The organism is Bacillus sp. SB49 (assembly GCF_000469135.2).
Classification (GTDB): Bacteria; Bacillota; Bacilli; order Bacillales; family Halobacillaceae; genus Halobacillus.
The window spans coordinates 837548-859508 of the sequence record NZ_CP048117.1; the positions used below are offsets into that span (position 1 = coordinate 837548).

The 21961-nt window shown below is 45.8% G+C and carries 25 protein-coding genes; 13 read left to right on the plus strand and 12 right to left on the minus strand.

The window, feature by feature from the left end; genetic code table 11:
* Window positions 1-3: 3 nt before the first annotated feature.
* Both M662_RS04180 and pxpB read right to left on the minus strand, forming a co-directional pair.
* Window positions 4-1005 (minus strand): 5-oxoprolinase subunit C family protein, encoded by a 1002-nt coding sequence (locus M662_RS04180; RefSeq protein ID WP_026578632.1) that lies wholly within the window; start codon window positions 1003-1005, stop codon window positions 4-6.
* On the minus strand, window positions 1002-1715 hold the full coding sequence (gene pxpB, locus M662_RS04185; protein WP_026578631.1) for a 5-oxoprolinase subunit PxpB: 714 nt from the start codon (window positions 1713-1715) through the stop codon (window positions 1002-1004). Before pxpB ends, M662_RS04180 begins: the two co-directional genes overlap by 4 nt.
* A gap of 209 nt (window positions 1716-1924) precedes the next feature.
* Between pxpB and M662_RS04190 the strand changes: the two genes are divergently transcribed.
* From M662_RS04190 to M662_RS04200, 3 genes are all read left to right on the plus strand, one after another.
* Window positions 1925-2389 carry a DUF2188 domain-containing protein gene (locus M662_RS04190; RefSeq protein WP_026578630.1) on the plus strand — a complete coding sequence of 155 codons (465 nt, stop codon included), beginning with the start codon at window positions 1925-1927 and terminating at the stop codon, window positions 2387-2389.
* Window positions 2390-2457: 68 nt separating this feature from the next.
* Window positions 2458-2670 (plus strand): DUF2188 domain-containing protein, encoded by a 213-nt coding sequence (locus M662_RS04195; protein ID WP_008632849.1) that lies wholly within the window; start codon window positions 2458-2460, stop codon window positions 2668-2670.
* 103 nt (window positions 2671-2773) lie between these two features.
* Window positions 2774-2971: a YwbE family protein gene (locus M662_RS04200; RefSeq protein ID WP_008632847.1), complete on the plus strand. Its 198-nt coding sequence runs from the start codon at window positions 2774-2776 to the stop codon at window positions 2969-2971.
* Between the two features lie 430 nt (window positions 2972-3401).
* Here M662_RS04200 and M662_RS04205 read toward each other — a convergent pair whose 3' ends face one another.
* The 4 genes from M662_RS04205 to M662_RS04220 form a co-directional block, all read right to left on the minus strand.
* The gene (locus M662_RS04205) at window positions 3402-4397 is read right to left on the minus strand and encodes an acrylyl-CoA reductase family protein (RefSeq protein ID WP_026578629.1); all 996 of its coding nucleotides are present in this window, start codon (window positions 4395-4397) and stop codon (window positions 3402-3404) included.
* A gap of 17 nt (window positions 4398-4414) precedes the next feature.
* Window positions 4415-4606: a hypothetical protein gene (locus tag M662_RS04210; RefSeq protein WP_008632838.1), complete on the minus strand. Its 192-nt coding sequence runs from the start codon at window positions 4604-4606 to the stop codon at window positions 4415-4417.
* A 92-nt stretch (window positions 4607-4698) separates the two neighbouring features.
* Window positions 4699-5334 carry a hypothetical protein gene (locus M662_RS04215; protein ID WP_008632836.1) on the minus strand — a complete coding sequence of 212 codons (636 nt, stop codon included), beginning with the start codon at window positions 5332-5334 and terminating at the stop codon, window positions 4699-4701.
* A 38-nt stretch (window positions 5335-5372) separates the two neighbouring features.
* The gene (locus M662_RS04220) at window positions 5373-7397 is read right to left on the minus strand and encodes a sigma-54 interaction domain-containing protein (RefSeq protein WP_008632833.1); all 2025 of its coding nucleotides are present in this window, start codon (window positions 7395-7397) and stop codon (window positions 5373-5375) included.
* Between the two features lie 151 nt (window positions 7398-7548).
* Between M662_RS04220 and yfcC the strand changes: the two genes are divergently transcribed.
* The 3 genes from yfcC (at window position 7549) to M662_RS04235 (ending at window position 10892) form a co-directional block, all read left to right on the plus strand.
* On the plus strand, window positions 7549-9042 hold the full coding sequence (yfcC, locus tag M662_RS04225; RefSeq protein ID WP_035388601.1) for a putative basic amino acid antiporter YfcC: 1494 nt from the start codon (window positions 7549-7551) through the stop codon (window positions 9040-9042).
* 21 nt (window positions 9043-9063) lie between these two features.
* The gene (iadA, locus tag M662_RS04230; RefSeq protein ID WP_026578627.1) at window positions 9064-10230 is read left to right on the plus strand and encodes a beta-aspartyl-peptidase; all 1167 of its coding nucleotides are present in this window, start codon (window positions 9064-9066) and stop codon (window positions 10228-10230) included.
* An 83-nt stretch (window positions 10231-10313) separates the two neighbouring features.
* Window positions 10314-10892: a M15 family metallopeptidase gene (locus M662_RS04235; protein WP_008632824.1), complete on the plus strand. Its 579-nt coding sequence runs from the start codon at window positions 10314-10316 to the stop codon at window positions 10890-10892.
* Window positions 10893-10990: 98 nt separating this feature from the next.
* On the opposite strand, the gene M662_RS04240 is transcribed toward M662_RS04235, so the two are convergent.
* From M662_RS04240 to mreBH, 4 genes are all read right to left on the minus strand, one after another.
* Window positions 10991-11911 (minus strand): ketopantoate reductase family protein, encoded by a 921-nt coding sequence (locus M662_RS04240; protein ID WP_008632823.1) that lies wholly within the window; start codon window positions 11909-11911, stop codon window positions 10991-10993.
* A 20-nt stretch (window positions 11912-11931) separates the two neighbouring features.
* Window positions 11932-12300, minus strand: coding sequence for a DUF1428 family protein (locus M662_RS04245; RefSeq protein WP_008632822.1), 369 nt, complete (start codon window positions 12298-12300; stop codon window positions 11932-11934).
* Between the two features lie 34 nt (window positions 12301-12334).
* Window positions 12335-12646, minus strand: a complete 312-nt coding sequence (locus M662_RS04250; protein ID WP_008632820.1) for a hypothetical protein — start codon at window positions 12644-12646, stop codon at window positions 12335-12337.
* Between the two features lie 177 nt (window positions 12647-12823).
* Window positions 12824-13831, minus strand: a complete 1008-nt coding sequence (gene mreBH, locus M662_RS04255; protein WP_008632819.1) for a rod-share determining protein MreBH — start codon at window positions 13829-13831, stop codon at window positions 12824-12826.
* Window positions 13832-13998: 167 nt separating this feature from the next.
* Here mreBH and M662_RS04260 point away from each other — a divergent pair, with 167 nt between their 5' ends.
* From M662_RS04260 to M662_RS04275, 4 genes are all read left to right on the plus strand, one after another.
* Window positions 13999-14742 (plus strand): YkgJ family cysteine cluster protein, encoded by a 744-nt coding sequence (locus tag M662_RS04260; RefSeq protein ID WP_008632810.1) that lies wholly within the window; start codon window positions 13999-14001, stop codon window positions 14740-14742.
* Window positions 14732-15370, plus strand: coding sequence for an MOSC domain-containing protein (locus M662_RS04265; RefSeq protein ID WP_162129277.1), 639 nt, complete (start codon window positions 14732-14734; stop codon window positions 15368-15370). The genes M662_RS04260 and M662_RS04265 overlap by 11 nt, the downstream gene beginning before the upstream one ends.
* Window positions 15371-15409: 39 nt before the next feature.
* Window positions 15410-15781: a DnaJ family domain-containing protein gene (locus tag M662_RS04270; protein ID WP_008632808.1), complete on the plus strand. Its 372-nt coding sequence runs from the start codon at window positions 15410-15412 to the stop codon at window positions 15779-15781.
* 85 nt (window positions 15782-15866) lie between these two features.
* A complete protein-coding gene (locus M662_RS04275; protein WP_008632807.1) occupies window positions 15867-16532 on the plus strand; it encodes an SOS response-associated peptidase in 666 nt (221 codons plus the stop codon).
* 33 nt (window positions 16533-16565) lie between these two features.
* Here the strand turns inward: M662_RS04275 and M662_RS04280 are convergent, their stop codons facing one another.
* The gene (locus tag M662_RS04280; RefSeq protein WP_035388653.1) at window positions 16566-17948 is read right to left on the minus strand and encodes an alanine/glycine:cation symporter family protein; all 1383 of its coding nucleotides are present in this window, start codon (window positions 17946-17948) and stop codon (window positions 16566-16568) included.
* 214 nt (window positions 17949-18162) lie between these two features.
* On the opposite strand from M662_RS04280, the gene M662_RS04285 reads away from it, so the two are divergent.
* Genes M662_RS04285 through M662_RS04295 form a run of 3 tightly spaced genes read left to right on the plus strand, consistent with a single transcriptional unit; the run spans window position 18163 to window position 19822 of the window.
* A complete protein-coding gene (locus M662_RS04285) occupies window positions 18163-18630 on the plus strand; it encodes a low molecular weight protein-tyrosine-phosphatase (RefSeq protein WP_008632805.1) in 468 nt (155 codons plus the stop codon).
* A gap of 12 nt (window positions 18631-18642) precedes the next feature.
* The gene (locus M662_RS04290) at window positions 18643-18972 is read left to right on the plus strand and encodes a YtxH domain-containing protein (protein ID WP_008632804.1); all 330 of its coding nucleotides are present in this window, start codon (window positions 18643-18645) and stop codon (window positions 18970-18972) included.
* A 19-nt stretch (window positions 18973-18991) separates the two neighbouring features.
* Window positions 18992-19822 (plus strand): YihY/virulence factor BrkB family protein, encoded by an 831-nt coding sequence (locus M662_RS04295; protein ID WP_008632803.1) that lies wholly within the window; start codon window positions 18992-18994, stop codon window positions 19820-19822.
* A 66-nt stretch (window positions 19823-19888) separates the two neighbouring features.
* Here the strand turns inward: M662_RS04295 and M662_RS04300 are convergent, their stop codons facing one another.
* Entirely contained in the window at window positions 19889-21799 is a 1911-nt protein-coding gene (locus tag M662_RS04300) for a heavy metal translocating P-type ATPase (RefSeq protein WP_008632802.1), read from the minus strand.
* Window positions 21800-21961 lie beyond the last annotated feature (162 nt).

Sequence of the window (21961 nt, forward strand, 5' to 3'; positions counted from 1 at the left end):
TTCCTAATTAAATTTCCTTTGAATACTCTGTTGTAACAGCTTCAGCTGCTTTTCACGATCTATATAGAGATGTTCTGCTTCCTCATGGGAAACGAGAGTGAAGGAGATCGTTTCTCCTGGTCGTTTCTGGGCGAGCTTTGGAAGATCCGTTGTAATGACTTGAGCAATTTTGGGGTAACCGCCTGTCGTTTGTCTGTCTGCCAATAATACAATCGGATTTCCTTCTGGAGGTACTTGGATCGTTCCGAACATGACTGCTTCTGACAACATATCTCTTTTATGCGATTGTTGAAGCTTCTCTCCCTTCAATCGATACCCCATCCGATCGGACTTGGAGTCAATTTTAAAGGTGTGTTCTAAGATAGCTTCCCGGCTCTCTGCATCAAACCAATCGTACTCTCTTCCTTTTATTATGCGGATGGGTTCATCGGGAGAAGGAGAGAGTCGGAACTCCGCAGAAGTTGACCAATTCGCTTCTGAAAAGGATGCGGAATGCTTTCTTTCTTTCAAGTGTTGAAGCATGTGAACCGATTTTTGGGAAAGCTCACCAATAGGAAGCTCATCCCCTTTTTCCAATGAACGTCCTTGAAATCCACCGATTCCTGCTCTTAAGTATGTCGAACGACTGTTAAGAACTTCAGGAACATCAAAGCCTCCTGCTACAGCTAAATAGGAACGAAAACCTTGTTTCGGTTTCCCGAATCTCAATTCACTTCCTTTTTTTATAAAAGCAGGCTTCCATGTATGGAGAGGTTCACCGTCAACCATCGGTGATAGATCCCCTCCACATACAGCGATTAATGCATCTGTCTGAAACTCAAGTACCGGTCCGAGGAGCGTAATTTCCATTGTTGCCTCTCCGGAGTCGTTGCCGACAAGAAAATTGGCGATTCTATGAGCTTCCTTATCCATCACCCCGCTTGCAATCACACCATGTTTTTGGAACCCATAGCGGCCGAGGTCCTGAATTGTCGTCAATAGACCGGATTTTGTCACTTGTATCATTGGGAACCCCTCTTTCTTTCCTGGTATTCTTCTTCTGTAATTGGAACGAACTGGATTCGATCTCCCGCTTGAAGGAGGGAGGGGATATCTTGATCCGGTTGGAAGAGAGAAAGAGGGGTTCGGCCGATCAACTGCCAACCTCCAGGCGTTTCTATCGGGTATACACCAGTCTGACCTCCGGCTATACCGACAGAACCTTCAGGGATCGCAAGGCGTGGATCGTCTCTTCTTGGAGTAGCGATTTCAGGATCCATCCCCCCGATATAAGGGAATCCGGGAGCGAAACCGATCATATAGACGAGGTAGTCTCCCGCCATGTGCTTTTGTATCACTTCTTCCTCTGATAGACGGTTGTGCTCTGCTACGGCAGCTAAATCAGGACCGAATTCCCCTCCATAACAGACCGGAATTTCAATGGTGCGTGAATGTTCTGCTTTGTATTCCGTCCTTTCCTTGAGGATAAGTTGAAGCTGCTCACATATCCAATGGTAAGGTCGCACACCGGCGGCATGACGCTTGCGTATATAGAATGGATCATATGTAATGGTGATGGTTGTAAACGCGGGGATGTATTCTATCATCCAATCCGGTTTGTGTTTGTCGAAATGTGCGGAGATTTTTCTTACATGTTGATTGACTTGTTCATCGATGGTATCACCAAGCTGAAGTAGTACGGCCTGGTCACCTACTGGATGGAATGTGATGTCCAATAGTTAAACCTCCTTGTAAAGTACGATAATCAGTGATGGAAAGTAACAAGTGGATAATTGGCGAAATTGTTTGAAATGGGAGACTTTTTTATAGTATCTTATTTCAGCCGTGCTTTCAAATTAGTTTAGCAATCGTAACGTTTGTTTATAAATTCAAAGTGGTGGTAATTATATCTATAAAATACAAAATACATGAGAGGGGTTTATCCATGCCTTGGGATACCAATGACTATCCAAGTTCCTTAAAGAACTTGGATACACCTGTCCACAAGAAAGCCATCGACATTGCTAATGCAATGATAGAGGAAGGGTATAAAGAAAATCAGGCCATTCCAATTGCTACGGAACAGGCGAAAGAATGGTATGAAAACGCGGAGGAGAAAGAAATCAATCGTGTCACACAAATGAGTGACGAAAATTTGAAAAACAGAGACGATGATGTGAAGAATAGTACGAAGAGCCGCCCGGAGCTTCTCGATAAGGGAGAGCATGTCATGGTGCATGAAGACGGCTGGGCTGTAAAAGCGGAAGGCGCGAAGCAGGTATCTAATGTGTTTGATACGAAGGAAAAAGCGATTAAAAGAGCGGAAGAAATCGCTGAGAATAAACAGACCAGTGTGATTATTCATAAGAAGGACGGAAGTATTCAGGATCGAAAGGAATTTAATGGATAAAAAGGGGTTTACAGGGATGCTGGAGTGGTAATAAACCATATATAAGACGAAGCGAAGGAGGGTTCGGAATGGCGGATACTAGAAACCAAGCGGAACATGTCCTTACACATGAAGATGGCTGGGCCGTTAAAGCAGAAGGTGCTGAGCAGCCAACGCAGGTATTTGACACGAAAGAAGAAGCGATTCAAAGGGCGAAGGAAATTGCTCAAAACAAAGGCACCAGAGCAGTCATCCATATGAAGGACGGTACAATCCAGACCCAGCACGACTACTCCTCATAAGAATTCCAGAAAAACACTCATGCGAGTGTTTTTCTTTTTTTGCAGGGGAAGAACCCTTCCTGTATGATGAGAAGGGCAGATGATGACGATGGAGGTACTTTACATGAATGGACAAAAACGAAGCGATATTAAGATCGGTGCAGATGTAGAAATTGTTCTGAAGAAAGATCAACGAACGGGAGCATTAACCTCCGGCAAAGTAAAAGACATTCTGACCAAGTCTCCCAATCACCCTCACGGTATTAAGGTGCGGTTGGAGGATGGACAGGTAGGCCGTGTGAAGAAGGTCCACAGCGAATGAAAAACAGCCCGAAATCACTGGAATGATTTCGGGCTGTTTCTTTTCTAATATAGGAAAAGCGAATCAGACAATCGTCCAACCCGCTTTATTATAGAGTCCTCTGCATAGATGGAGGACTACTTAAGTTTGTTTCGGAAAATATCAAGTTACACATATTTGTGGAAATTACATCCATGTTGTTGCCGCGGTTCAAAATTCTACATGGTAGTTTGTTTCAACTTAAACGACGCAATCCCTACCTCTATTGCATCCTTACAGCTCCGAAGCTGATCCAGTGTGATTAAGTTGTATCAAAACGTAGCAGAATGCCAGTCTCATACAAATCACTCTTTTCTTTTCCGAGTTGCCTTTCTTATGAAGGCACCATCTTCAAATTATATGGGATGTTAAGTCTTTTGTCAACACCCTGCGTTTTGAATAGGAACTACCATCAATCATTGATTTTAATGACGGTACGACCTTGTATTTGCCCTTTAAGGATTTGGTCCAGCGTTTCGGGGACCTTTTGTAACGGCTGCACCGTCTTGATAGCATCAAACGCTTCTTTGACTTTCATGTCGTTCGCTAACCGGTGCCACACTTTTTCTCTCATTTCCATCGGGCAATTTACAGAATCAATACCTAGAAGGCTGATACCCCTTAGAATGAAGGGATAAACTTGCGTAGGTATTTTCGTCCCTCCGGTGAGACCACTAACAGCTGCTGCGCCACTGTATTTCAATTTGCTTAGTACAGAAGCGAGCTGTTCACCGCCGACCGGATCAACGGCAGCAGCCCAGCGTCCGCTGGCGAGTGCTTTCTGTTTGCCGTCATAGACATCTTCTCTGGAAAGGATGGTTTCTGCGCCTAAATTCTTTAAGAAATCTGCATTTTCCTTACTCCCGGTACTTGCGTGCACTTCATACCCTCGCTTAGCCAGCATAGCGACCGCCATACTGCCGACGCCTCCCGATGCTCCGGTGACGAGTACGGGCCCGGCTTCCCGGGTCAGGCCGTTGTGCTCCAACCTGTGAATGGACAACGCAGCCGTAAAACCGGCGGTTCCATAAATCATTGCCTCTTCCGTCGTCATCCCATCGGGAAGAGGGACAATCCAGTCGGCGGGGATACTTGCATATTCGCTGTAGCCGCCGGGATGATTAACGCCGATCTCATAGCTGGTGGCAATAACCTTATCCCCTTGGTGGAAGCGAGTGTCATCAGAGTGGACGACTTCTCCCGCCAGGTCTATACCAGGGATAATCGGGTATGCTTTTACAAGAGCATTGTCCTCCTGTGTAACCATTCCGTCCTTGTAGTTGACGCTTGAATAATGAACTTTAATGGTTACGTCACTGGAAGGAAGATCGCTCATCTGAAGTGTTTTTATAGCTCCGGTTATGCCTTCATCATCTTGAGATAACTGATAGGCCTGAAATTCTTTCATGTCTTTCACCTCATAAATCATGGTCTTAAGTCTTCGTTATGTCTTTCTTCTGTGGAAGAGTCATTTTTGGATGTTTTTCCCTTTTGTTCTTCTAGCTGTTCCTTCTTCAGATCATCGACGGGAATTTCATCCATCAGCTCTTCTTTTCGTTTCTTCTCTTCGAAACTTTGATCTTCTTCACTCAGCTTATGGCTGTTTTTTTTGGACATCCCCTCACCTCCGATGGTGGATTCTCTTCTCTCATTCCTTTTTTGTGGTTAAATAAAACGTAATTATTGGAAGAAAAAGTAATAAGGGTCCCTTATTTATTGCTGGAGAACTTAGACTTCAGCAATTGGACAATGGGGGAGTGAATAATATAGTCCGCCAACGTGCTGATGATAAGCCCGTGCAGGATGACGCCGAATATGGTCAGGGTCACGATGATGACTTGACCGGCTGCCGTCTCCGGTTCAAATCCTGATCGTCCGAAGAATGTAAGGGACAAAATGGCACTTACCCAGGCATCGGAGTAGGAATCCAACTCATTTTCAATCAGCGTCAGAGGGATGATCAGAAGGAAGATTAAGAGAAACGTAATACTGGTGACCGTCCACAGGTGCTGTCTTTTTAAAAAGCGGATGAAAGGCATCGTGTAGTATTTGGTGATTGATTTCAAACGCAGCAGGTGGAGGATGCGGGCGAACCGGGCAAATTGAAAGATCGCATCCAGCGGAATGGCGGCGATAACGATGAAGGGATTCTTTTTAATGAATTCCCACTTGCTGTCGCTCCGGTGCAGACGGTATAAGAAATCGACAAAGAAGATCGTCCAAGTCGTCCAGATAATGATGCTGTTATATCCGGTTTTCTGCCAAATGGTCGAAACAGATAAGGCGGCGAGAGCAATCATAATAAGTTCATAGAATGTTTTTCCTGGTTTTCGTTTTAAGCGCATGTCTGCTCCTCCGCACCTCCTTATCCCGGTTTTCTTAATTATAACATTTGTCCTATATGTTGTAGGTAATCAGCCCCTGAAGGAGTGATTTGTGTGCCTCCCCGTCCTTGTTTGGAAACAATCCATCCTTCTGCTTTCATGTGTTCCAAAAAACGACGGATCTGCTGGTCTGATAAAGGGACGCCCCGTTTGTCCATATGTTCTCGGACCTTTTTTCTGCTCGCACGCTCATAGTTTTCTTTGCAAAGGAAAAGGTACGTGAGTATTTCCTTCGTAACTTCTTTGTCTGCAAGGCTTTGCTCAGCCTTCTCGTTCTGAGCAGGTTTCTGAAAAAAGTCCGAAGCCGGTAAGTCTTTCCTTGTAATCATTTCTCCGTCTGACACAGTAGTGAGGTAATCGATTGTGTTTTTTAATTCACGCACATTCCCGAACCATTGGTGCCTTGCGAGTTCTTCTGAGGTTTCCTTGCTTAATGTCATGCTCTTATTGCTGCTTTCGGTAAGGAATCGGTCTGCTAGTATTGGAATATCTGCTTTTCTTTCCCTTAAGGGAGGAATAGGCAGAAATAAGACTTTTAATCTGTGATACAGGTCTTCTCTAAATTCTCCCTTTTCCATTAATAGCGATAGATTTTTATTTGTTGCCGCTATGATGCGTACATCGACAGGAATGTTCTTGGTCCCGCCGATCTTCCTGATTTCTTTTTCCTGGATGACCCGGAGTAAGCGGGCTTGCAGCTTCGGACTGATATCCCCGACTTCATCAAGGAATAAGGTTCCTCCATCCGCTTGTTCGAACAGCCCTTTCTTTCCTCCTTTTTTTGCCCCGGTAAAAGCACCGTCTTCATAGCCGAATAATTCACTTTCCAATAAATCTTCAGGGAGGGCACTGAAGTTGACAGCGAGGAATGGGGACGACGCGCGGTCGGATTCTTGGTGAATCGCATGGGCGAACAATTCCTTCCCTGTTCCGCTTTCCCCTTGTATAAGTACAGGGAAGGATGCCTTGGCCAGCTTCCTGGCTATATGTTTCACTTCCCGGATTGCTTCGCTCGTACCCAGGATATCGTCAAAACTGTATTTGGCAATATACCCTGTCTTTAATAACTCTTTTCTTGCGGCCTTTTCCATCAATATCGTTTCATCCGCATTCTTGAAGATGAAGAGTGTGTTATCGTGCTGATCCCATTCTATTCGATAGACCATTAAATTAAAGCCGTTCCATGTAAGGTAAACACTCTCTTCTTTCGATGCGGTCATAAATGGAATGATAGACGAGTTCTTCCATATTTTGTTGATATGTTTTCCTTTCGCGAAAGTGGAGGAAATTCCGCTGTATTTTTCCATCAGAGGATTGAAAATAGTAATTATGTTCTGTGCATCCACGGCCATGACCCCGTCATTTACACCATCCACCACTTGTTGGAGGTGTTGGTTTAAGCGGGCAGCTTGTTTGTTGATACTCGTCAACTTCCTGCTGAGGTCAATAATCTTTCCTGTGTACCGTTTGGATATGGTCCCGCCTAGTGGTTGTTTCAGGTGGAAGTGATCCAGGATATCGATGAGAGTGGTAATATCAATAAGTCTTACACCTATGTCAATCACCTGCTCCAGGCTGGCAGGAGCAAAGGCTCTCTCTCCCGGCGTAATTCCGATCCGGATGTCTTCGGGAGCGTTATTCCCTGTCGTGTGAGGTGTGTAATGGAGATGGTTGATCCCTGATTCCATGAGTGTATCAATCGTTTCCTGAGCCATTTCTTCTGTGTCATTAATACAAAGTACCTTTGTACCTGCCTCAAGGTCCAACAGTTTCTCAATATATTGATAGTTAATGGTTCTTAAAGCTGTCATGGTTTTGCAGCCATCAAAGGTATGAATAGTAGCTTCCTGCTCGACAAGACGGGAGGAAAAGATGATTAAAGGGTCCGTAGTGGAGGCGGGAACATAGTCATCAATGGCGAAGCAGGTAATATCAATATATTTGCCAATAAGGTCTTGTAGTTGAGTTTGAAGTGCCTCGCAAGTTTGTATCGTTCCGGTAATAAGGGTTAATCGATTGATCATTGGCAGCTCCTTATGTCTTTTTAGTTTTAATTATATCACCCAATTAGACCCTATAAAGTCTGTTAACGGTATAAAAACAGTGAATATTCCGAAAAAGATAATGGCACATTTCTTGCATGATGGAAAGTAAGTAGAAAAGGAGGAGTTTTATATGGGTTTGAAAAGAAAAAGAAAGTTGGAAATGCCGCATACTTATGTCATTATCTTCTTCGTCGTATTGGTTGCAGCAATTCTGACCCATCTTATTCCGTCAGGAGTATTTGATACCAAAGAGGTATCCTATGATAACTCGGGAACAGAGGAAACAAGGACGGTCCTTGTACCGGAGAGTTTTTCTGTTTCCGAGGGCGACGGGGGAGGCACGGGACTGTTTGAAGCAGGTGGTGGAGCTGGTTTTCTCAATTATATGTTCGAGGGGCTGACGTCCGGGGATAAATGGGGATCGGCTGTCGGGGTTGTAGCTTTTATTCTAATCATTGGTGGGGCTTTTGGAATCATTCTGAAAACCCGTGCTGTTGAGGAGGGTATTCTTTCTGTCATTGATAAGACAAAAGGCAGGGAAGTTTTGATCATCCCGGTCATGTTCTTTCTATTTTCTTTAGGGGGAGCGGTATTTGGGATGGGAGAAGAAGCCATAGCATTCGCAATGATTCTTGTACCGCTTGTCATTGCGCTTGGGTATGATGCGATAACAGGGATCATGATTACTTATGTCGCTACTCAAATCGGCTTCGGAACATCCTGGATGAATCCATTCGGGGTAGCGATCGCGCAAGGGGTTTCGGATGTCCCGGTTCTTTCCGGCACACCTTTCCGGTTTGTCATGTGGTTTGTGTTTACGTCTGTCGGGACTTATTATACTTGGAAATACGCCAGCCGAATTAAAAAGAACCCGCGTTTATCTTTTTCTTACCAATCGGATCAATATTTCCGTGATGATTTTAATCCGGAAGATTGGAAGGCGCGCTTTCAGTTAGGACACCTGTTGGTTATTGGGACAGTCATCCTCGGAGTTGTATGGATTGTCTGGGGAGTTATTGAACATGCGTACTATATTCCTGAAATCGCAAGCCAATTTTTCACAATCGGACTGATTGCCGGAATCATCGGAGTGCTTTTTCGATTAAATGATATGCGGGTTAACGATATTGCGGAAGGATTTGCCCAAGGGGCGAAAGACCTGCTGCCTGCAGCTCTGGTAGTGGGAATGGCGAAGGGAATTATCATTATACTCGGGGGAGATGATCCGGGTAGTCCATCTGTGTTGAATACCATATTACATCAAACAGGACAGCTTTTCGAGGGAACGCCGGAAGCATTGTCCGCCTGGCTCATGTTCCTTTTTCAGTCTGTTTTTAACTTCTTTGTCGTTTCAGGTTCAGGGCAGGCCGCTTTGACGATGCCGTTGATGGCGCCTTTGGCGGATGTTGCCGGTGTGACCCGACAAGTAGCTGTACTGGCGTTTCAATTAGGGGATGGTTTGACAAACATCATTGTCCCGACGTCTGCTGCGTTGATGGGTACCCTTGGAGCAGCGCGTCTCGATTGGGCCAAGTGGTTTCGATTTATCATTAAATTCCAGCTGGTTTTGTTTGGGCTGGCATCTGCCTTTGTGGTTATCGCAGTATTGATCAATTTCAACTAAAAGCGCCGGGGAGGAACGTATATGATTACACTTATTAAGAACGCGGAGATTTATACGCCTGATTATGCAGGGAAGAAGGACGTGCTGATTGCAGGAAGTAAAATAGCGGATATTCGGGATGAGATTATGATAAGCGGACAAGATGTCCAGGTGATAAACGCGGAAGGAATGGTTATGACACCGGGATTTGTAGATGGGCATGTCCATATAACAGGTGGTGGAGGAGAAGGAAGCTTCCGATCGCGGACGCCGGAGCTGACATTGACTCAGGCGACAATGAGCGGCGTCACTACTGTTGTCGGTGTGATCGGGACGGATGGTACGACGAGAACGATGACAAATTTGCTGGCTAAAGCGATGTCGCTTCGTGAGGAAGGGCTGACTTGCTATTGTCATACAGGTTCTTATCAGGTTCCAGTAAGAACGCTTACTGGAAAAATGGAAGACGATATCATGCTGATAGACTTAATTATCGGAGCAGGTGAAATTGCAATATCCGATCATAGATCTTCCCAACCCACGGTAAAGGAATTGACAAGAATTGCCTCGCAGGCCAGGATCGGCGGCATGCTTTCGGGTAAAAAAGGCGTGGTCAATATTCATGTGGGTGATGGGGTAAGAGGATTATCTTTAATTGAACAAGTCGTTGAAACGTCGGATATCCCGATCACTCAATTTTATCCAACGCATATAAACAGAAATCAGGCCTTGTTCGAGGCGGGGATTCTCTATGCGAAGAAGGGGGGATATGTTGACTTCACTACCAGTACAATCCCTGAATTTCTTGAAGAAGGTGAGGTGAAAAGCAGCGAAGCGCTGGCCAGAATGTTGGATTGTGGTGTTCCAGTGGAGCAGATAACATTTACTTCCGATGCGCAGGGGAGTCTTCCGGATTTTGATAAGCAGGGAAATTTGACCGGATTAAAAGTAGGCGAAATTCGTTCTTTACTAGAAGCCTTCCATGAGGCAGTCTTTGTACACGGTGTTTCTATGGAAGATGAACTTAAAGTGGTGACGTCGAACCCAAGTGACATTCTGGGATTATCGAATAAGGGAAGGTTGGTTCCCGGTAAAGATGCAGACCTTATACTTATGGAAAAGGAGACACTGAACATCTCCCGGGTCATCGCTCTTGGCAGGGAAATGGTGCACGAAGGCAATGCGTTGGTAAAAGGAACGTTTGAGTAAGATTTCCTGCGAGGGTTTTAAGTGTCTCTATCAGGCTGTCTGTGGTATTCTCATAGTAATTACTAGGAGAAAGGGTTGTCTTTGTGAGGATCCTGTCAAGATTAATCGGCTACCTGTTTTGGATAGGAATCCTGGCTGCATTATTGTTCTACTTAGTACCGCAGGTCCAGAGGGATATGCCGCCGGGAGTTTTTTATAAAGAAGAAGATACCGTACCGACGGATCTTCATCCTGTAGTGGAGCAGAAGAAAGAAGAATTGATGGACGCCGTTCGTGCCAAGGGTATTGATGTCGTCATTACGGAAGGTCATCGTACCATGGAACGACAAGACGCGCTCTATGCCCAGGGGCGTTCCGAAGGTGGGAGCATCGTCACATCCGCCAAAGGTGGGGAGTCTTATCATAATTATGGCCTTGCCATTGATTTCGCCCTTCGAACAGCGGAAGGGGACGTCGTGTGGGACAGGGTCAGAGACGATAATGGGAACGGTGAACCTGACTGGATGGAAGTGGTCGAAGAAGCGAAGTCCCTCGGTTTTGAATGGGGAGGGGATTGGTCAAACTTTAAAGATTACCCTCATCTGCAGATGGATTTCGGATTAACGATACGGGATTTGAAGAACGGCAAGCGCCCGGTCGTCGATGATTTTGCGGATGATTAACTGGGAATAAGGAGGCTTCCTCCGCCTCATACAAAAGAAAATCCGAACGTCCCTGCTTATTTGTTAACAGGGGAGCGTTCGGATTTCTTTTGTATGATCTATGCTTGATAAGCTTCATACGGCTTAATGACAGCACGGATTGTCTCGATATACGGCATGGAAAGGCCGGCTTCTTTCCCTAGCCTCAAGGCTCCGCCGTGGAGGTGCTCTACTTCCAGAGGGAGTCCTTTACGACGATCCTGGTGCATGGAAGAGGTCATCTCACCATCCAGCTTACGAAGGCGTTGAAAGGCGTCTTCCACTTGATCATCTGTCAAATCAGCGTGATGTGCGTTAGCGAGTTCCTTCATCTCCTCAAGCATATGCTTCGCTGTCTGGAGCGTTTGTGGAAAGCTTCTCACTACCCCGATCGGCTGATTGACTGCCGTCGTAATACCGGAGAAGGCTGTGATGAACATATATTTCTTCCACATATCTTTAAGAATGTGCGGACTCAATGTGCCGTTCAGGTTGGCCTGATTGCAGGCGATAGCAAGCTCTTCGCATATACTTTGTTGAGAAGGATGGAGAGGACCGAAATAAAGGTCGTGGAATTTACTGGTATGTACAACATGACCCATTTCATCCAATGTTGCAATAATATAGGCGTGACCGCCGATGACGGCCTCTTCTCCAAGCTCTTTTTGCAGAATGTGAATGTGCTCCATGCCGTTCAGGACCGGGTAAACTTTCGCTCCTTTTTCTACCAGCAGTTTCAGCCATTCCAGTGTGCCGCTTAAATGGTATCCTTTCACGGCTAGAAAAACGACATCAGGGTGTTCGATTTCTTCAGGGTGACGCGCGATTTGTGGGTTCGTTACTTCGTAATCTCCCATCGTGCTGTGCAGCTTCAAGCCGTTCTTCTCTATTTGATCCGCGCGTCCATCTCTGACTAAATTTACGACTTCGTGGCCGGCCTCTTCCCACCTTGCTCCGAAGTAAGCGCCAAGCGCTCCTGCTCCAAGTACAACGATTTTCATGTTTCTTCCCCCGATCGAATTTATTTCATCTGTGTTGTCGGTTCTGTGGTGAAGCTGGAAGTGACGACCCTGTTCATTTCAACAATGTCTTTAATGTGACCGTTCAAGTAATGAATGATGTCATTAAAACCGATAGACTTCATGACTTCATGGTAGCTTTCTTCACTCTCAAATATGCTCTGGCCGAGGAGAAGCTCTTCATCCTCTTCCAGTTCAATCAAATTGAGGATGCCCATGGAACCCTGCCGCCCTGTCAGTTCTTTTGAAAAATAGATCGTATGCTCAAGCGAACCGTGGGATTGCAGCATTTCTCCGGATTTCTTGGCCGTCTTCAGGAAATCATCCAGTTTCTCTTTCTTCACACGGAAAATGCATAACACCGTGTACATAAAAACGTCCCCCTTGAAAATAGGAATGGGCTTTTTATTCTGCTGCTTTTTTATCCAATGCTGTAGATCGGCCTGCGTCAATGAGAAGGATGACGGCAGTGATAGTGTGCAGGATCCATCCAATTACCGGAATCCATCCAAGCACGTTCGTTACGAGACCAAATACGCTTCCTACATAAGCACGGTTATCTTTAACGGCAATTACTAGTGTGATTAAATGCAGAATAAACATGGTCATAAGCGGAGCCCAGCCGCTGCTGACAATGAATAGACCACCGGCGATGGGAATAGCTAAAAGTGCTTCACATACTCCGGTCACCCATTTCAATATAGTGGATAGTTTCATTTCCGAGTCTCCTTGTTTAGGTAGTGTACATGGCAAGTTTTCACCCGATAACGGAGTTTTAAACATCTTAAGTGTTGGAGAATCGACCCTATTCTTATCCTATTCGACATAGATGGACGAAATCCTTTCTTCGTTAAAGAACAAACCCCGCCTTATAAGGGCGGGGTATTCATTGTTTTATTTAGATGCTTTTTGCAGTTTTTGTATCATTTTGATAGATCGTCCGGTACCAATCGCAACGGATTCCAGCGGACTTGGTGCCATATGCACAGGAACAGAAATTTCATTGGAAAGCCATTCCTGCATGCCGTTAAGCAAAGAGCCGCCGCCGGTAAGAATTACGCCATGGTCGACGATATCCCCACTCAATTCAGGCGGGCATTCTTCAAGCGTCGCCCGAATGGTTTCAAGCAGCTGTTCCAGGGACTCTTTCAATGCTCCTTGAATTTCCGTGGATTTAAGTTCGATTGTTTTAGGGAGGCCTGTGACCATATCTCGGCCGCGCACTTCCATCACTTCTTCTTCATGATCAATCAGTGCATAGCCGATCTCCATCTTCACCTGTTCAGCTGTGCGTTCACCGATTAAGACGTTATAAGCTTTGCGTACATACTGGATGATCTCCTCATCCATTACGTCTCCACCGGTACGGATGGACTTGCAGGAAACGACACCACCGAATGATATGATGGCTACTTCACTGGTTCCACCCCCGACATCGACGACAACGTTGGCGATCGGTTCATCTACAGGAAGGTCGGCTCCGATTGCAGCAGCAATCGGTTCTTCGATTAAATGGACGTGTTTAGCTCCATAACTTTTTACTGCGTTATGTATAGCACGTCTTTCTACAGATGTAGAGCCGGAAGGTGTACAAATCACGACCGTTGGTTTTCTCATGGAAATACCGGATTTCTTGGAAACTTTTTTCAATAGTTCTTTCAACATTTGGGCTGTCATATCGTAGTCGGCGATCACTCCGTCGCGTAATGGACGGACAGGGATGATATTTCTTGGGGTCTTTCCTACCATTTCTTTGGCTTCTTTCCCCACAGCTACCACATTCTTTGTTTCTGTATTGTAAGCTACGACGGAAGGTTCATTCAGCAGGATTCCTTTTGACTTAGAGTAGATCAGTATATTCGCAGTACCGAGGTCGATACCGATTTCAGCATTTGATAACATTTAGGCGTACCTCCAAAGATGACATATTTCTTAATTATATACTTTCTTTCATCATAGTTTTTTTATGGGGGTGGAACAAGAGGAAATTCGTGGTTAGGTCTATGGTGGTAGCGATGCTTGCAAGAGATGTATAATAGAGACAACGATAGATGGAGGAGTTTTTCCTTATGAGTTTTCTAAAACATGAAGAAATTATCAAAAAATGTGAGAAGATCAACCAGTCCTATGAAGTGGACCCGGCATTTTTCGATGACATTATAGATCATCTGCTGGATAGTGAGCAGGATACGGAAACAGTCATATTGGACGGTTTCCAGCGTTTATTGAAAGAAGTGGATGCAGAAATAGAACGTATGGAGGAATTCGCAGGTATGAAGCCGAATTGTTTCATGGGATGTGCATTCTGCTGTTATTTTCCAATAGTCGTTTCGAAGATGGAAGCGAGGATGATGTTCCGTTCTATTGAGCAATTCTCTGAGGACAGGAAGCAGGCTATCTTCCAACATTGGGATCGGTACTATGTCCGGCAGGAAGAGAAGTTGAACAAAGCTATGAAGATGGATCATGAAGCGCCGGAAACGAAGTTAGCCTACAAACAACTGGATCTTCCTTGTCCCATGCTGGATCCGGAAACGAAGTTATGTATGGCATACGAAGTCCGACCGATTCCCTGCCGTACCTACTTAAACTACAGTGATCCGCAAGTCTGTGCGAAGAACGATATGCCGAAGGAACCTTTCAGCTATGAGTTTCTTTACACGTATTACTTCGGGGCAGTGAATGAATTGATTCAGGCGTTGTATGAGAACGGGGAGGATGTCTTCGTAGATTATCCGATGGATGCCTGGCAGTACGATTATCTCCCTGCCTGGGTCCAACAATACAGAGAGGGGACATGGAGTGAATTATAAACTGTTATCCTTGAATGTCGGCCGTCCGGAAGTATATGCCACAGATAAGGGCGACCTTGAGAGTGCCTATCGGAAGAAACCTGTGAGTGACCGGGTTCCTTTGTCCTTCACCAACCTGGCAGGAGACGAACAGGCGGATAAAAAGAACCACGGCGGCCGTGATAAGGCGCTCTGCTTATACCCTGCCCAGCACTACAGGCATTGGGAAAGTCACTACGGGCATACGTTTTCCTTTCCTTCTTTCGGAAAAAACCTGACCGTGGAGGGAATTCAGGAAGCCGAGGCTCGAATCGGCGATATATACCAATTGGGTAGTGCGGTGGTTCAAGTGTCTGAACCAAGAAAACCCTGCTATATCATCGCACGTACCCATGGTATCGATGATTTTCCTGCGCGCGTCATCGACAGCGGGTTTACCGGATTCTATCTTCGTGTCCTGAAAGAGGGGGAGATTGCTGCGGGGGATATGTTGGCATTGATCGAAGCTCATCCGGAAGGTGTAACGGTTTCGGACGTCAATGACGTCAGGTACGGGCATAACGAAAGCCCTGCCTTGCTTGAACGTATAATTCGTTTAGAACCGTTAGCGGAAGGATTAAAACAAAACCTCCGGAAGAAGCTTTTATAGGGAACTGCTGTCCGTATTTCGCTGAGAGGGTGGGGAAAGATGGATTATTATCACATCGTCGAAGAGAAGATTAAGCAGGCTTTAAAAAACGGGGAGTTCGACGATTTGCCCGGAAAAGGTAAACCTCTCCCGAAAGACGAGTTTGCCCACCTTCCGGAAGAATTGCGTAACGGGTATCGTATTTTAAAGAATGCCCATATGCTTCCTGAAGAAATGATGCTGAAAAAAGAGATGGTCGACCTTGAGGAATTACTGTCGGCAATCAACGATCCATCCCTTATTTCCCACTACACAAAGGAATGGAAAGAGAAGAAGCTGCGCTTCGATATGATGATGGAGAAGAGAGACACCGGGAATACCGGAGTTTTCCGAAGGTATCAAAACAAAATACACCGCAAGTTCGGTTTTTAGCAAGGAGACGCAGGTATCTGTGTCTCCTCTTTGTATAAAGGGAAGGGTGCTACATATATAATAGAAGAAAAAGGGGGCTTTTCCTATGTGTGGAAGATACACGCTGCTGGCTGACGAGTCGGAGATCCGGAAAGAATTCGGAATTACTCGTCCGATTCCCGACTATCAGATAAGGTATAATATAGCACCCGGCCAGAAGGTGCTTGCGGTTATTCATGACGGTTCTGAAAAGCGGGCCGGATATATGAAATGGGGGCTCGTGCCTTCTTGGGCGAAGGATGAGAGAATCGGCTACAAGATGATCAATGCAAGGAGCGAAACAGCTCATGAGAAACCGAGTTTCCAGAAGCTGATCCAAGAGCGAAGGTGTCTCCTCCTTGCAGACAGCTTCTATGAGTGGAAACAGACGGAAGATGGGAAGCAGCCTATGCGCATTTCGAGGAAAGATGGACGCGTGTTTGCTTTTGCCGGTCTTTGGGATAAATGGGGAAAGGGGGATGGCGATCTTTTCACCTGTTCCATTTTGACGAAAGAAGCGGACGCTTTCATGAATCCAATTCATCATCGTATGCCTGTCATTCTTTCCAGAGAGACCAGCCAGAACTGGTTAGACCCTCATCGCTGGACGAAGGAACAGGCTCAGGCATTCATACAAAAGGTGGAAAGTGCAGATATGGAAGCCTACCCCGTCAGTGATTATGTGAATAAGGCAGGGAATGAAGGAGAAGCATGCATACAGCCGCTGGCATAAGCAAACCCTCCCGCATTTGCGGGAGGGTTCTAATTATCCTGCCTGTTTCGCTTCTTTTTCCTGCTGTCGTTCTTTCTTAGCAACTTTCAGGAATTTGTTCGTTTCTGAGACGACGACCCCGGAAAGAAGGAGAAGGCCGATTAAGTTAGGGAAAGCCATTAGACCGTTCATAATATCTGCAAAAATCCACACCGTGTCGAGCTGGGAGACTGCACCGACTAAAACAAACAGGACGAAGACGGATTTGTAGATACCTATTCCCCGCTGCCCTGTAATGTAGCCGAAGCACTTCTCCCCGTAGTAGGACCAACCGACGATGGTGGAGAAAGCGAAGAATACAAGGCCGATAGCGACAATGTAGGAGCCGACATCACCAAGGAAGATAGCGAAGGATGCAGAGGTCAGGTCTGCTCCATCTAATCCTCCTGTGTACTGATCAGCCATGACGATCGTCAAACCCGTCATGGTACATACAATGATGGTATCGATGAAAACTTGAGTCATAGAGACCAATGCCTGCCGTCCGGCATAATCGGTTCTGGCTGCAGCGGCAGCGATTGGTGCAGATCCAAGTCCTGCTTCGTTCGAGAACACACCACGCGCTACACCATAGCGGATGACGGTTCCCAGAATTCCTCCGCCGACGGCGCTGGCAGTGAAAGCGTCTGTCAGGATCGTTTCGAAAGCCGGGATGATCAAATTGTAATTGAGTACGAGTATGATCAATGCACCAATAACATAAAACAAAGCCATTACTGGAACGAAAAATGCGGTGACCTTACCGATGCTCTTAATTCCACCTAGAAGCACTAGTCCTGCCAAAAGAGTTAATATGATTCCCGTTACCCATGTCGGTACATTAAAGGTTCCCTGCATAACGTCTGATACGGAGTTGGACTGTACCATGTTTCCGATACCGAAAGCTGCAATCGCACCGAATACAGCAAAGAGCATGCCCAGTGGTTGTCCAAGCCACTTCATTTTCAGACCGCGGGAGAGATAATACATCGGTCCTCCTGACATTTCTCCGTTCTTTCCTTCAACGCGGTACTTAACGGCAAGGACAGCTTCGGCGTATTTCGTAGCCATTCCGAACACGGCTGTGATCCACATCCAGAATACGGCTCCGGGTCCTCCGAGTACGACAGCTGTCGCCACTCCTGCGATGTTACCTGTTCCGATCGTAGCAGCCAGAGCTGTAGTCAATGCCTGGTAATGAGAAATGTCCCCTTTCTCATTCTTCCTCTTCTTCTGTCCCGGTTTGAAGGCTAGCTTCAATGCATAAGGCAGGGACTTAAATTGCAGGAAACCGAGACGCAGGGTCAAATAAATGCCTGTACCTACCAACAGAATCAACAGGACAGGTCCCCATACGACTCCGCTGATATTGCTCAGAAAATCGTTCAAAATGGTCATCCCCCTTTTATATTTGTCTAAATGGACCATATTAAAATATTCCGAAAATTTAAACAGAATGTCAAGGACAATTCCGCGCGTTCCTGCAAAAATGTGGTTCGTTTCGACAGGATATGGGAAGATATTGAGAGGGGAATCCATGGTTTAGCAGGATTTCCGTCACCTTTCATAGAATGAAAAGAATGGGAAATACTACTATACGGAGGAACGGAAAATGATACATGTATTATTCGTTTGTTTAGGGAACATCTGTCGTTCACCGATGGCTGAAGCCGTCTTCAGGGATTTGGTCAAGAGAGAAAAACTGGAGGGGAAGATCACAGTCGATTCTGCCGGAATTGGTCATTGGCATGTCGGCTCGTCCCCTCATGAGGGAACAAGACAAATTTTGAGCAGTAAAAATATTTCTTATGACGGCATACAGGCGCGTCAAGTGAAAGAAGCGGACTGGGACGATTTCGATTATATAATCGCAATGGACGATAAGAATATGAAAGATTTAAACGCGATTCGAGTGAAAAACGACGTGACAATCAGGAAGTTGATGGATTATGTACCGGATGCAAAGGAAGAAGAGGTGCCGGATCCATACTTCACAGGTAATTTTGAATACGTTTATGAACTCGTGTACGATGGGTGCCTGCGTCTCCTGCAAGACATTAAGCAGAAAAATAACCTGTAAGGAGGAAATAGGATGAGTCGAAGTAATTTGTGGAAAGGCCTGGTGTACGGGGCTGTGGCTGGAGGGGTCATTGCTCTTCTGGATAAAGATACGAGGAGTTATACGATGGAGCAGACGCGTGATGCCGGAAGGAAATGTCGTTCTTATGTGAAGCACCCGTCGGAAGCCATCCACAATCTACGTATGTGTTATGAGGGGTTCTCTGCGCAAGTGAACAAAGGGGTGGAAGATCTCCTTGAATTAATTCAGAAAGCGGAGAGTATGCTTAATAAAGTAGGTGAACTCAACCGGGAAGTGAAGGAACAGCTGGAAGCTGTCGATAAACCGGAAGAGGCTTCTTAACTTCAAGAGGTGAGGGATTGTGAAAAGCATCATGAGTTTCATCAAAGAATTGTTTGTCCGTTTCGGCGAGGATGATGTAGGAGGGATGTCGGCACAGCTGGCCTATTTCTTTTTATTATCCTTGTTTCCGTTTATGATTTTCCTGGTGACTTTATTAGGGTATCTTCATATTGATGAAGAGAGGGTTCTTGCGTTTGTCAGCACGTATGCGCCTCCGGACACCTTTCAAATGATCACCGAGAATGTTTCCTCCTTGCTCCGTACCGAAAATGGAAGCCTTTTGTCCATTGGTTTGATCGGTACGCTGTGGGCGGCTTCCAACGGTGTGAATGCTATCATGAGAGCGTTCAACAGGGCTTACGGGGTCGAAGAGAACAGGACGTTCTTCATTTCGAGGGTCCTTGCTATTGTATTGACGATCGCTATGGTATTCGTCATAGCTATTGCGTTCCTGCTTCCGGTGCTTGGGCATATGATCGGAGCTCAGCTGTTCTCTTTCTTTGGATTGTCGGAAGGTTTTCTGACAGTTTGGAATGGTCTTCGATGGGTGATTTCCTCCATCATTTTTTTCCTGGTGCTTTCTTTCCTGTATCTTACAGCGCCCAGTAAGCGGTTGAAGTATAAAGATACAATCGGTGGGACGCTGTTTGCTACATTCGGATGGCAGCTTGTATCGCTATTATTTTCCTTTTATGTAAGTAATTTAGGTAATTTTTCGGCAACATATGGAAGTCTCGGTGGGGTCATCGTACTAATGATATGGTTTTATTTATCCGGTCTTGTGATTATTCTCGGCGGAGAAATTAATGCGATGACTCACAAGCGGAGACACAGCCGCACGGCTGAATAAGCTTGAACGTCAGGAGCAAGAAAACCGCTTTCCTCATGAAAGCGGTTTTCTTATGGTCATTTATCATTAGTTTCTTAAAAGTCTGAGGCCGTTCAAGATGACGAGAATGGTGCTTCCCTCGTGACCGATCACTCCAAGTGGAAGGTCAAGAAACTGCAGGAAATTGCTGATAATGAGCAGTGTGATGACCAGAATGGAGAAGATGACATTTTGTTTGATGATCCGATTCATACGTTTAGACAAATGGATGGATTGCGTAATCTTTCTCAAGTCATTTTTCATCAGGACGACGTCTGAGGTTTCCAATGCTACATCCGTTCCTTCTCCCATGGCGATACCTACATCAGCGGCCGCCAGAGCAGGAGCGTCATTAATTCCATCACCGACCATGGCCACATGCGGGAAACGTTTTTTGAGCTCATTGATTTCTTTGAGCTTCTGATCCGGCAGGCACTCCGCAATGTATTGATCTATTCCTGCTTCCTCTGCGATTGCTTTCGCTGTTTTTGAATTGTCCCCAGTGAGCATCAGGGTATATATGCCCTGATCTTTCAGCATTCGTACGGCTTTCTTGGATATTTCGCGTACCGTATCCTTCGCGGCGAAAAGGGCGACGATCTTCTGATTTTTTTTGAGGAAAATGACGGTCTTCCCGTCGGACTCGAAATCTACTTCATGTTGCGATTTGAAGGCTGCTGCTTCCTCTCTTCCTACAAATTCCGCTTTTCCTAATAACCAAGTGTCTCCATCATACGTACCTTCAAGTCCGTATCCACTGTGATTCTGCACGCTTTCAATGGGAACAGTGTTCACCTTGTGCTGTTCTGCATAATTCATGATTGACTCGGCAAGTGGATGATTGGAATGCTCCTCGAGAGAAGCAGCGACAGCTAAGCAGGTTTGTTTATCCTTTTCATTTTCCACAATGAATTCCGTAACGGATGGCTTTCCTTTTGTCAGTGTCCCCGTTTTGTCGAACGCTACTGCCCGAATATGTGCCAGGTGTTCAAGGTGGACACCTCCTTTATAAAGGATGCCGTTCCGTGCACCATGAGTGATGGCGGATAGAGTGGCGGGCATGATGGATGCCACTAAAGCACAAGGGGATGCAACGACAAGAAGAATCATCGCCCGGTAGATTGTCTCCATCCAGGTCCACCCAAAAAGAAAGTGGGGGAGGAAGAGCATCACGCTGACAGCAGCCAGGACGCCTTTGACATAGAGGCTTTCGAAACGTTCGATAAACAGTTGGGATGGTGGCCTTTCGCTCTGAGCATGCTGAACCATATGAAAGATCTTCTGAAAGAGAGTATCGTTCGCTTTTTTCGTTACATGGACGACGATGCTTGCCTCCATGTTCATGGTTCCTGCATATACTTCTCCATCCGTTTGTTTATAAATGGGAGCGGCCTCTCCTGTTATGGCACTTTCGTCAATCGAGGATGCTCCTCGGGTAATGACTCCATCTGCAGGAACACGTTCTCCTGGTTTTACAAGAATACGGTCACCGATGTGCAGTGTGGATACATCGGTCCATTCATAGCCTGTATTAGTGACCAGCAGTGCCTGTGTGGGCTGGAGGCTCATCAAGGAAGACAGCTCTTTCTGGCTTTTGTTCATCGTATAAGTCTCCAGGGCCCCGCTTAAAGAGAAAATAAAGATCAATATGGCTCCTTCCATCCAATAACCGATGGACGCGGAGCCGACGGCTGCCAGAATCATGAGGAGCTCGACATTTAATTCACGTTCTTTCAGCGTTTCTGTTATTCCTTCTTTCGCTTTTGCGTATCCTCCGATTAGAAAAGCCGCCAGATAGATTCCTATGTAAATAGGAGGATCCCAGTGCGACTCCCCGTACCAGGCGAATAGAACAAGCAGACCGCTGAGTATTGCTGCCGCCAGTTCGGAATGGTCTTTCCAATGTTTCCCCCGGTTAGAAGATAGCAGGGAATGCTTTAATGTTCCGGATAGATTCAATGCTTTCACACACCTTTCTTATATCGTTTGTTAGATTATAATTATTATAATTTAGTATATGTTATAATCATAGCATGGTGCTCAAAAAAGTCAATTCCAACATGGAAAGAAAAAATTCCGCCTGGTCAGTTGAAAATACAGGTGTCAAGTTGCTATATTATA